The sequence below is a fragment of the Pedobacter cryoconitis genome, from assembly GCF_003259615.1.
Classification (GTDB): Bacteria; Bacteroidota; Bacteroidia; order Sphingobacteriales; family Sphingobacteriaceae; genus Pedobacter; species Pedobacter cryoconitis.
Genome location: NZ_QLLR01000009.1, coordinates 115800 through 128504, shown reverse-complemented (window position 1 = coordinate 128504; position 12705 = coordinate 115800). Strand labels below are relative to the sequence as shown.

Sequence of the window (12705 nt, the reverse complement as noted above, 5' to 3'; positions counted from 1 at the left end):
ATTGCAGCTACTTTTCTTTGTCTAATATTGAATTATAGTTTTGATTTAATGAGTGAATAGTGATCTTAAAAATCAGAATTATTTAAATAGAATTTTTATGAATTTAAAGAATCCAAAATTACAAGATGTATTTGATCAAGCAGAGACTGTTGTACAAATATTCGAAAGAAGAGTTTTAAATACTCCTGGAAAAGTTATTCTTGAGTTTAAAGATCGAAAGTTTGATTATCAGTCAATCAATGAAAGAGCAAATCAACTTGCCCATTTTTTGAATGCTAATGGCGGAAGACACCAAACAAAGGTGGGAATTTGTCTGCATCAGTCTGAAGATAGACTAATCGCTATGCTGGCAGTTCTGAAAATTGGTGGTATTTATGTTCCTTTGGACACCAATTATCCTGCTTCACGCTTCCAGCTCATATTTGAAGATACTGGAATACCATTTTTAATTACAGAAACTTCAATTCAGGAAAAATTAGAAAACTATTCAGGTCAGCTATTAGATCTTGATTGCAAAATATTAAATGATAATTTAAAACAGCAATCAAAGGATAATCTTATACCTGTGAATAAATTAGATGATGTTGCGTACATCCTTTATACCTCTGGCAGTACAGGAATTCCAAAAGGTGTGGTGGTTAAGCATCGGGGGTTGACTAACTTTGTAAGCTGGTATCATCTTATCCTGGAAATTGAGGAAAATAGTAAATCACTGCAATTTGCATCAATTAGTTTTGATGCGGTTGTCATCGACTTATGGATACCTGTGTTGTACGGTGTTACAGTATGCCTTTACCCCGACAACCGGCTACTTGGAGATAGTCTTCTCGATTTTATAGCAGTGAACCAGATTAATATCATTCCAACAATTACACCATCTGTACTCGCAACGCTGACTGTTGAGAATAAACCAAATTGCCTGCGTCTTATTTGTATGGGTGGGGAGGCTGCCAACGAAATTTTGGTAAAAAAATGGGCTGATAAGGTCGTTCTCCTTAATGCTTACGGCCCAACAGAATGTACAGTTGCTGTATGTTATTATAAATATAAAAAAGGAGATCTGGCCAATACAATTGGTAAGCCTTGTGTAAATACTCAGTTCTATGTTTTGAATGAAATGATGGAAGAAGTGGAGGTTGGAGAGACAGGTGAACTTTTTATTACCGGAGAACAGGTTGCAAAAGAATACTTAAATAGAAAGGAAGAGACAAGATTAAGTTTCATTCCTAATAAATTTGACCATGCCGGCAAACTTGCTGCTGATTGGAACATACTTTATAAGACCGGGGATTTGGTAAAATACTTAGCTGATGGAAATGTAGAGTTTGTTGGAAGAAAGGATAGCCAGATAAAATTAAGAGGGTATAGGATTGAACTTGAAGAGATTGAAAGCGTAATTAAAAACCTGGCAGGAGTAAAGCAAAGTGTTGTGCTTTTACAGGAAGATAATTACAGAAATAAGCTTTTGGTTGCATTTATTGTACAGGATAACAATTTATTAAAAGAAGAAAAAGAACATAAGGCACAACTTCTTGGAATTTTACAAGATCTGTTGCCAGTGCATATGATTCCTTCAAAATTCCAATTTTTAAATGAAATGCCACTTAATGTGAGCGGCAAAATCGATAGAAATAAACTTTTCTTAACGGAACAGATAGTGGCGATTGATTTGGAGACTTTTGAACCTGAAGATTACGAATCTATCATTATTTCTATCTGGTCAGCTCACCTTCAGTTAACAGGTATGGCAGCTGTTGACAATGTGTTTAGTCTTGGTGGTGATAGTTTACGTATGGTACAGGTTTATGCCGATTTTCCTGCTTCGATAAAGAAAGTAATTAAGCTTCAGGATCTTTACCTGTTTCCGGTGATTAAAGATTTGGCAGATGAAATACGGGTAAGACACTTAACAAAGCAGCTTACAGAACAGGAGAGTGTAGAAAAGAGTATTGCCGAATTATTGGATGATAGCGTGCTAAAGGTGAATTTTAATACCTTAGATAAGCACCCTGAATCAGTTCTGATAGATCCAAAACACATTTTTCTCACTGGAGCAACTGGTTTTGTTGGTTCCTGTTTATTGAATGATTTGTTAAATGCCAATGATGCAATAATCTATTGCCTGGTTAGAGCAGAAAATTACGATGGTGCACTGGCGCGAATTAAACACACCTTTGAAAAGTTCTTATTGCCTTGGGATAAAGAAAAAGCAGATCGGATCTTTCCGGTTTTAGGTGAGCTTTCTGAAGCAAATATGGGAATGTCTGCTGAAAATTTCTCCTTTTTGGAAGAAACAATTGAAATAATTTATCATTCTGGAAGCTCTGTAAGTTATCTGCAACCTTACCAGGTAATAAAAAAATCAAATATTGATGGATTAAATGAAATCCTGAAATTAGCTGCAGGAAAAAAACTTAAATACCTGATGTTGCTTTCTACGATGGGGGTCTTTAGTTGGGGAAGACCATTTACCAATAGTACATTTATGAATGAAGACAGCCCTATAGATCAAAATTTAGGGGCGATAAGCCGCGATTTAGGTTATATAAAGTCTAAATGGGTAATGGAAAAAATTATTGAGCAAGCCATAAAAAAAGGATTACCTGTTGTTAATTTCAGGCTTGGTTTTGCAGTCTGTAATGGTAAAACTGGTGCAACAGTTATGAACCAATGGTGGGGGATGCTGACCAGAAGCTGTATTGAACTTAATGCTTTTCCACTGGTGATGGGATTAAAAGATGAGCTTACTACTGTTGATTATATGAGTAGTGCGATTGTCCATATTGCGAAGAACAAAGATTCTATCGGTAAAAACTTTCATCTTTCATCATTGCCTGAAAATGATGTTTCCCTAACTGATTTTTGTTCAAGAATTAATGAATTTTGTGGTCACTCACTTCAGGGAATACCATTTGATCAGTGGCTTAATTTATGGAAACACGATGTAAATAACCCTTTGTATCCATTATTGGCCCTATTTACTGATGATATTTATTCGGGTAAATCTTTAGTAGAAGCCTATGAAAATACTTATTATTATACCAGGTTAAATACCGAAGCTTTTTTAAAGGATACTGGATTCTCTCCTCCTGTATTTGACTCTAAATTGATTACTGCTTATTTAAATTTCATGAAGGAGGGAGTTGAAGTCAATAAATAAAAGACAATAAAAAAACCGGCCCTGTAATTAAACAGGCCGGTTTGATTAGTTTATAACCCAGATTATTTAGGGTCTTGCGTTGATTTTTCTTTCGCAGCAGCTTCAGTTTTCGCTTTCTTTTTAAAGAATCCTCTCAACAGGAAGTTATGTTGTAAAGCTTCCATATTTTCATCCAGTTTTTTAGTGCTGGATTCCAGGTTGGAAACCGTGTTTCTTAATTTAGCAGCAGTTTGCTCATCATTTAATAAAACACCTACCGCATTTTTATCTGAATTCAGCTTATTACTCGTTACTTTCAGGTTATTCGTCATTTCAGAAGCTGATGCCGCTGTATTCTGCAAACTTTTAACCGCCGTTTTTAAGCTGGCAAACACCGTAGTATCAGTTAGCAATTCATTAGTCAAAGTACCTTTAGTATTTAATTTAGAAGTATACTGGGCAACTGCCGATGTTACTCTTGCAGTACTTGCAGAAGCACTTTCCAGGTTGATTGTCATTTGGCGTAAACGACCGGCCATAGCCGTATCGGCAAGCAGCGTTCCTAATGTCCCTTTTCCCTGCAGCATGTCTGTTGTTACCTTTTTAAAGTCTTCGGTAATAACCAGGATATTCTTATTGTTGGCCTGTAAGGTTTTCATAATATCTTCAGGGCCTAAAGCAGTTGCCACATTGATCCGGTCGCCGTCTTCCACTTGCGGGGCATCACCCTGACCAGGCAATATTTCAATCATCTTGTTACCTATAAAACCTTCAGAGCCTTGTTTAGCTACAGAATTCTTGTGTATATATTTTTGTGCAGCTTCTTCGATGTGCATCGTAACTTCTACTTGCGCATTCCCGTAAAAGTTGATTTTGCTTACTGTTCCGATTTTCACCCCCGAAAAGAAGATGTTATTACCAGCCTGTATACCATTTACGTTATTGAAAACTGCTTTTAAGGTAATACTGCTTACAAATCGTTTTTGCTTCCCGCCTAAAGTAAGTACAGCGGCAATGAAAATAGCAAGCCCGATAAAGATGAAAATTCCTACAACTATTGATCTTTTGTTTTCTGTAGCGCTCATTTATTGTGTAAAATTATAATTGTAAAAAGATTGAACACGTTCGTCTTTACTGGCAAAGACTTCATCAAATGTTCCCTGTATAGCAAACTGACCATCCAATAGCATAGCAATTCTGTCGCCAGTTTCTTTGGCACAGGTTAAATCGTGTGTAATAATAATAGATGTTGTTTTATATTTTTCCTGAACTTCATTAATCAGGTTATTAATTTCTATACAAGTGATAGGGTCAAGGCCGGCTGTTGGCTCATCATAAAGCATGATTTCCGGCCTCAGGATCAATGTACGGGCAATACCAATTCTTTTACGCTGTCCTCCGGAAAGTTCTGAAGGCATTTGTTCTATTGTCTGTGATAAACCAACTGCTTCCAGCACATCTTCCACTTCACGATTGATCTCTTTACGTCTCAGGTTTCTTGAATTTCTGACTAAAGGGAATTCAAGATTCTGACGTACAGTCATACTATCGTATAAAGCACTATTCTGAAAAGAGAAGCCTACTTTAAGTCGTAATGCCATCAGTTCTCTGGTACTTAAGTGCTCTACACTTTCTCCAAGCACCTCTACTTCTCCTGCATCAGGAAGAAGTAAACCTGAAATAACTTTGATCAATACTGATTTTCCAGTACCTGAACGGCCCAGAACAACCAGGTTTTCTCCCTGGTATACCTCCAGGTCAACACCTCTGAGTACTTCAAGATCACCAAAAGCTTTTTTTAAACCTTTGATAGAAATAACCGCATTACTTCTGTCGATTGCCTTCTGTTCTCTGACCATATTAACGGAAAGCATTTACAATTTGAACAATAATAATCTCTTCTACAAAGATCAGGAACATGGCGGCAACTACTGCCGAATTCGCTGCTCTTCCAACTCCTTCAGTACCTTTTGATGAATTATAGCCGTGATAACAACCAACTACACCAATTGTAAAACCAAATACTGTTGATTTAAAGGTAGTTGAAAATATATCTAAAAAGCTGATGGTATCAAATACTTGTGAGAAGAACATCGAGAAACTGGTTTGCTCATTGCTGTGGACACTTAGAAAAGCACCCATTAAAGCCACACAAGCAGTATACATAACCAGTATAGGGATCATAAAGGTAGTAGCCAATATTCTACTAACTACCAGGTACTTAAAGGGGTTTGTTGCTGACACTTCCATCGCATCAATCTGCTCGGTAACTTTCATCGACCCAAGCTCGGCACCCATGTTAGAACCAACCTTACCTGCAGCAATTAATGCGGTAACTAAAGGGGCTAATGCACGGATGATCGCAATAGAGATTAGTGAAGGTAACCAGGAGGTTGCGCCGAAGTTGGCCAGTGAAGGCCTGGATTGATTCGTAAATACAATCCCGGTAATAAAACCAGTAAGTGAAATCAGGGGCAGGGACTTGTAACCTACTTCATAACACTGATGTATGATTTCTTTAAATTCGTAGGGCGGTACAAAGACTTCTCTAAAAAAGCGAAGTACAAACTGATAAGCGTGATATATACCGAAGAACATGCTGTCAAGTTTTTTAGAAATGACATATTTGCGAGGCGTGATATTCGGATTTTCTGTGTTAGGATCCATTCTTTAGGTTTGTGCAGCCAAATATAATTTAAATCAGGGTTTTATTTTTTCTATTTATAGGTAAGCGATAAAACCGCAAAATTGTTTTGATTTTATGCTGACTATAGCTGCATTTTGGTCAAATGTAATACATCAGCTATTATTCACAAGTTGGGTTACATTAAAATGACAAAACAATGATGCGCTTGTTTAAACAGGAGTTTCTTAGAAACAGGCTTTTTTAATTAAATAAGCCTGTTTTTTCAGGAAAGATTAGCGCTTGTGTAATATTATTATAAATTGACTATCAATGAATACAGGCTTAAATATAATTTTAAACTAAAGCCTCATATAATACTTCTACAGGGTGTAAAGCCTTTTTGGTTGTACCATCTTTGATCTGATGACGGCAACTTGTTCCGGTTGCAGCAATAATCACGTCCGCGGCTTGTTTCCTAACTTCTGGAAAAAGTACTAATTCCCCAATCTGCATAGATAATTCATAATGATTTTTCTCATAACCAAATGATCCGGCCATGCCACAGCAACCAGAAGGAATAATTTCTACCTTATAGTTTTCCGGGAAAGCGAGTATTTGTTTGGAGGCACCCATTGCAGCCCAGGCTTTCTGCTGACAATGTCCATGTAATTGGATCAACCTGCTTTCCTTACTGAAGCTGGACTGGGATATATTTCCGTTCTCCATTTCTCTGGCAATGAACTCATCTATTAACAGGCTGTTTTTAGCTAATTGCTGTGCTATTTCCAGTTGTGGCAAATCTACCAGGTCAATGTATTCATCCCTGAATGTCAATATCGCAGAAGGTTCTATACCAATTAATGGTGTTTCTTCTGTAATAATTTTACTAAGCCGGAATACATTATGCTGCGCAATCTTTTTGGCTTTACGGAGCAGGCCCTTTGAAATCCAGGTTCTTCCGCTCTCCAGATGTTGAGGGATAATTACCTGGTAGCCTAATTTCTCTAATAAAAGAACGGCCTTAATACCAATTTCAGTATCTAAATAATTGGTGAACTCATCACAGAAAAAATAAACAATCTTCTGTTTTGCATCCACGGCCTTGCCCATGTCCGCGCCGGTAACTTCGCCTGCACTTATACCTTTACCGGGCACTGTTTCAGCAAGCAGCCTGTGTTCAATAAACCACTTTTTTAAAGTTGTTTTATACAAAAGCGGGAGAGAGCGCTCCCGGGCAAAACCACAAGTTTTTTTGATCAGGGCATTCGTGGTTTTATTGCCAATACTCCAATTGTATAAACGTGGCGATAAAGAAGCCATCTGGTTAATCTGATTAAAGCCGGCAACAATCCAGGTTTTCAAGGGAACTCCATTAGCATCATAATATCCTTGCAGAAATTCAGCTTTTAGTTTGGCCATATCTACATTGGAAGGACATTCTGACTTACAACCTTTGCAACTCAAACACAAATCCATTACGTCCTTCAGCTCCTGATGATCGAAGCGATTGATTTTAGTAGAATGCGTGAGCATTTCGCGCAGCATATTAGCCCTGGCTCTTGTCGTATCTTTCTCATTCCTGGTCGCCATAAAAGACGGACACATAGTTCCGCCAGCCAAATGCGACTTCCGGCAATCACCAGAACCATTGCATTGTTCAGCGTGCTGCAAAATATTCTGGCCCTGATAACGGAATACCGTCTTGATTTCAGGGGCCCGCTGGCCTGGTTCATACCGTAACATGGTATCCATCGCAGGAGTATCGGTAATTTTTCCGGGATTAAAAATGTTTTTCGGGTCCCATACAGATTTAATCTCTCTGATCATTTTATAATTACGCGGTCCAATCATTTGCTCAATAAACTCACCACGTAACCTCCCGTCTCCATGTTCACCACTTAACGAGCCATTATATTGTTTAACAAGCTTAGCTATTTCCTCCGCAATTACTCTGAATAAACGGTTGCCTTCCACTGTTTTCAGATTCAATATAGGCCGCAAATGTATTTCTCCTGAACCAGCATGTGCATAGTGGACAGAAAACAGCCCATGCTTTTTAAGGATTTCATTAAAATCACGAATATATGCAGGCAAATCTTTGACATCAACAGCAGTATCTTCAATTACCGCTACCGCCTTTTCATCCCCGGGAAGATTACTTAATAAACCTAAACCAGCTTTTCTTAAAGACCAGATCCTGGACATATCCGGGCCAAATACTAAAGGAAAATGATAACCCAATCCATTCGCTCTCATTTCTGCCTCAACGCTTGTTGCCTTGGCTGTAATTTCCTCTTTGTCCTTACCTGAATACTCTACCACAAGAATAGCAGCAGGATCACCCGAAACAAAGAAGCGGTTTTTTGACTGCTCTATATTTTCTTTGGTACATTCAAGAATCAAATGATCTATCAATTCACTTACTCTTGGCTCATATTTTAAGGCAATCAGATTGGCCATCAAGGCATCATCAATGCTATTAAAATGTATGCACAATAAGGCCGTTTCCTCTTTTAAGATGGGTTCCAGGTTAAGTTTTATCTCTGTAATGAATGCGAGTGTACCTTCAGAGCCGGCAATGAGTTTACAGAAATTGAAGTCCGCTGTTTCTGCCGTAAAAGGAGAGGTGTCGAGCAAAATATCAACCGCATACCCGGTATTTCGTCTATGGATGCTCTTAGCCGGAAATTCCTGGCGTATACTGAGCTGATTTTCATAATTACTGAGTAAAGCCCTGATATTTCTGTAAAGCTCATTTTCTAAGGAATTCCCCTCACATTTTTTAATGAACTCATCAAATTCAAGCGCTTTAAAATCAGCAGCAGAACCGTCAGACAATAAGGCTTTGATTTCAAGCGTATGCTCCCGGGTACTCCCATAGATCAGGCTGTTTGAGCCACAGGAATTATTGCCCACCATTCCGCCGATCATCGCTCTGTTAGCAGTCGAGGTTTCGGGGCCGAAATACAGGCCAAAAGGTTTAAGATAAAGGTTAAGCTCATCACGCACTACGCCGGGCTGCACTTTAATCCATCTTTCCTCTACATTAAGTTCCAGGATCTTGTTAAAATATTTAGAGACATCAACAACAATACCATGGCCTACAACCTGTCCGGCAAGAGAAGTACCAGCAGTCCGGGGAATCAGCGATATTCCTTCTTTTGCTGCAAACAGGATCAGCTTTTCAAGGTCTGCAACAGAGCGGGGGATGGCAACAGCCAACGGCATTTCCCGATAAGCTGAAGCATCTGTAGCGTAGAGAATACGGGTCTGATTATCTGTAAAAAAATCCCCGTCCAAAGAATCGGACAGGGATTTCAGTTTATCATTGCTGCTATTCATAGCTAATTAAAGATCGAATTTAATACCCTGTGCCAGTGGCAATTTATTCGCATAATTGATCGTGTTTGTTTGTCTGCGCATATATCCTTTCCAAGCATCAGATCCACTTTCTCTTCCACCGCCTGTTTCTTTTTCCCCACCGAAAGCACCGCCAATTTCAGCACCAGAAGTACCGATATTCACATTTGCGATACCACAATCAGATCCATTGGTAGAAAGGAACAGTTCTGCTTCTCTGAGGTTTAAAGTCATAATTGCAGAAGAAAGCCCTTGCGGAACACCGTTTTGAAGCGCGATAGCTTCTGTTAAGGTTTTATAACTCATAATATACAGGATAGGTGCAAAAGTTTCTTCCTGTACAATTTGATAATGATTTTTCACTTCAGCAATACATGGTTTTACATAACAGCCCGAACCGTATGGCCCGCCTGCAAGCACACCACCTTCTGCAATAAAGTTAGCCCCCTGAGCTTTACCTTTTTCTATAGCCTCTAAATAAACTTCCACAGCAGCTTTATCAATCAGCGGCCCCACGTGATTGTTCTGATCTAATGGATCACCAATGCGAAGTTGTCCGTAAGCTTTGACCAATTTGTTTTTAAACTCTTCATAAATCTCTTCATGAATAATTAAACGCCTGGTTGAAGTACATCTTTGTCCTGCAGTTCCTACCGCACCGAATGCAGCGCCGATAATCGCTATATCCAGATCTGCATCTTTAGAAACAATGATCGCGTTGTTCCCGCCCAGTTCAAGAATCGTTCTTCCGAAACGGCCTGCTACTGCAGCTGAAACCAAACGGCCTACTCTTGTTGACCCTGTAAAAGAAACTAATGGAATTCTTGGATCATTATTGATCAGGTCTCCAACAGGATTTCCGGTGATTAGTGAGCTGATTCCTTCAGGCATATCATTCGCTTTTAAAACTGAAGCAATGATATGCTGACAGGCTACCGCGCAAAGCGGGGTTTTAGAAGAAGGTTTCCAAACACAAACGTTTCCGCAAACCAAGGCTAATGCAGTGTTCCAGCTCCAGACAGCTACAGGGAAGTTGAATGCAGAAATTACCCCAACAATACCCAGTGCATGCCACTGCTCGTACATTCTGTGATCTGGTCTTTCAGAGTGCATCGTCAAACCATACAGTTGTCTGGAAAGTCCAACAGCAAAATCGCATATATCTATCATTTCCTGAACTTCCCCAAGACCTTCCTGTAAGCTTTTTCCCATTTCATAAGAAACCAGGATACCCAGATTTTCTTTATTCAAACGAAGTGCTTCACCCAGTTGTCTCACTATTTCACCTCTTTTTGGTGCAGGCACATTACGCCAGAATAAAAATGCTTCAGCACTCGTACTAATTACTTTTTCATAATCTTCAGGACTTGTTGTGCTTACTTTTGCTATTTCTTTGCCATCTACAGGCGATGAAGAAGTGATAACTTTTGCGCCCGATTCCATCCATTGATGCCCGGTAGAAGTTCCACTATTATTTTCAGTAATTCCTAATTGGCTTAATACTTTTTTGATGTCCATATCTTTAATAATATATCTTTTAATAATTTCAGGACTTTACTTGTCCGGTGTAAGTGCTTTCGAAAATCTTGTCAGCATTGCTGGTTTCAAAACCTTCTCTTCGGTGTACTGGCTGAATCTCTTCAGGTTTAAGGTGACTATAAGCCGGTAAAACTGAACGCTCTGCAAACTCTACATAACTGCCTGCAATTTTTGTTTGAGCGCCATCAGCAAATCCCACTTCATGCAGGCAGGCAACCGTACTGCTTTGGCTCAATAAGCCGTCCGCGCTTGTTTTAATTTTTCCGCCTGCATCATTTAATTTAATACCCAGGCTTTCCACAAATTTATTAAAATCAGGAAGAGACTGATAACCAGCAGGCAGCGCATGAACACTGATCGTATAATGATTCAGATAATACCGATTGTAAATTACCCAGGCAGCATATTCACTTTCTTCCAGTAGTGCGGTATAATCTTTCAGGTCTGGTAATTTCCACAGCGGATGATGTAAAAATTCAGCAATAGCCTCCCCATCGTTCAGATTCAGCGCATCAACAGGATCTGATTTAATATCTCCCGTATATTTTTTGATAATTTCCTGCGTGTTTTGACTCAGCTGATCTACTTTGAGCTCACTTAAAAAAATACGCGGATATTCCGGAGCAGGAGGGGCGTACCAATACGCATCCAGCTTTTTCTCTTCAAAATAATAATGATCTCTCTTTTGATAACCGTGAAACAGAAAGATCTTCTCAAATGATTTGATACCCAGGTTCGGAACACCCAATGTTCTGAAAGCAATATGATCATTTACAATTTCATCCTGAGAACCTACTACGCCATTTTTAAGTAAAGCGGCTGTAATTTGATTGACTTCTGGTACAGCTTCACGATACCGGTCAAAAAGTTCAGTCAGGAAAATATCCAATGGACTGTTCGTATTAAAATTCATAATTATTATTTAAAGAGACTTCCACATTTTGTGTTTAAAAGCGCTTCAAACGAGATTTCTTCCTGCTTGATAAAGCCTTTTGATGGTAGCGAACCATTGGCAACCATTTCCACAACTGCTACAATACTTGCCGCTGTAGTCCAGGATATTGCTCTCCAGGAATTACCGTTCAACTCAATCGGACCATAAGATTTACAGAATTCATTGCGTTTCAATTCGTTATTTTTCCATCCTTCAGCATCTGCGTAGATAATAACAACATCTTCGTCGACCGGAGGTTTGGCATTTTTAAGAATATCTTCTAACTGTTGTTTATCTTCCTTCATATGTAACTCATTGATCAGGAAATTCATCAGGTCGCAATGTCCCGGATAACGAATGGTTTTATAATCCAGTCTGTCCAGTTTACCATCATAAGTTTCACACATCGTGCCCAAACCGCCGGAGGTATAAAAAGCTTCATATAAACCACCATTAATCTGGATAGTTTCTTTGCCCTGTAAAGAAGGGACCATTTTCCGCTGGCCATGATGAATAGCCTCAGCGTCATTGATATATTCGTTGACTACGCCTGCCGCAGACCAGTTAAAGGCATAACCCATTGCACCATTCGGATATTTTGGTAAAGCACCAACCCGCATATCAATTGATCTTAATTTATCAAAATCATTTCCCAGGTGAGCGCCTATAATACCGATTAAACCAGGAGCAAGGCCACATTGAGGAGCCATTACGGCAGTAGCAGTTTCACTTAGTTTTCTGATTTCATTGGTGGTAGGAACATCCTCAGTTAAATCAAAATAATGTTTTCCCAGTTTGTGTGCGATTCTTGCAAGCGGGCTATTTAAGAAAAATGGCAGGGCAGAAACTACCGCATCAAACTCACCAATCATCTTTTCCATTAAAACCAAATCGGCTACATCGCCGGTAGCAATACTAAATGGAAGCTCGTAATCATAGTGCGGAGCTTGTTTGTCCATTCCGGTAACTTCGAACTGGTCGCTTAGTAATGTGGCTACCAGCGTACCTACCTTGCCAAGGCCCAGGCTTAAAATTTTATTGATCATTATAAAGTTTATTTTGGTTTACAATCTCAAATATCATTAGTTTTACCATTAGTAATAATTC

Annotated in this window: 8 protein-coding genes; 1 reads left to right on the top strand and 7 read right to left on the bottom strand. The window is 39.1% G+C overall.

The genetic code is table 11. The annotated features are described in order from the left end of the window. The first annotated feature begins 97 nt into the window (after nt 1-97). A complete protein-coding gene (locus LY11_RS11635; protein ID WP_111633867.1) occupies nt 98-3160 on the top strand; it encodes a non-ribosomal peptide synthetase in 3063 nt (1020 codons plus the stop codon). A 62-nt stretch (nt 3161-3222) separates the two neighbouring features. Here the strand turns inward: LY11_RS11635 and LY11_RS11630 are convergent, their stop codons facing one another. The 7 genes from LY11_RS11630 to LY11_RS11600 form a co-directional block, all read right to left on the bottom strand. Further along, complete coding sequence (locus tag LY11_RS11630) at nt 3223-4224, bottom strand: MlaD family protein (protein WP_111633866.1); 1002 nt, start codon at nt 4222-4224, stop codon at nt 3223-3225. Next, on the bottom strand, nt 4225-4998 hold the full coding sequence (locus LY11_RS11625) for an ABC transporter ATP-binding protein (RefSeq protein ID WP_111633898.1): 774 nt from the start codon (nt 4996-4998) through the stop codon (nt 4225-4227). It abuts the gene before it with no gap. A 1-nt stretch (nt 4999) separates the two neighbouring features. Further along, entirely contained in the window at nt 5000-5806 is an 807-nt protein-coding gene (locus tag LY11_RS11620) for an MlaE family ABC transporter permease (RefSeq protein WP_111633865.1), read from the bottom strand. A 313-nt stretch (nt 5807-6119) separates the two neighbouring features. Next, complete coding sequence (locus LY11_RS11615) at nt 6120-9107, bottom strand: FAD-binding and (Fe-S)-binding domain-containing protein (RefSeq protein ID WP_111633864.1); 2988 nt, start codon at nt 9105-9107, stop codon at nt 6120-6122. A gap of 6 nt (nt 9108-9113) precedes the next feature. Beyond that, on the bottom strand, nt 9114-10643 hold the full coding sequence (amaB, locus tag LY11_RS11610) for an L-piperidine-6-carboxylate dehydrogenase (protein WP_111633863.1): 1530 nt from the start codon (nt 10641-10643) through the stop codon (nt 9114-9116). Nucleotides 10644-10671: 28 nt separating this feature from the next. After that, nucleotides 10672-11577 carry a DUF1338 domain-containing protein gene (locus LY11_RS11605; RefSeq protein ID WP_111633862.1) on the bottom strand — a complete coding sequence of 302 codons (906 nt, stop codon included), beginning with the start codon at nt 11575-11577 and terminating at the stop codon, nt 10672-10674. 5 nt (nt 11578-11582) lie between these two features. Then, nucleotides 11583-12644, bottom strand: coding sequence for a saccharopine dehydrogenase family protein (locus LY11_RS11600; RefSeq protein WP_111633861.1), 1062 nt, complete (start codon nt 12642-12644; stop codon nt 11583-11585). Between the last annotated feature and the right edge of the window lie 61 nt (nt 12645-12705).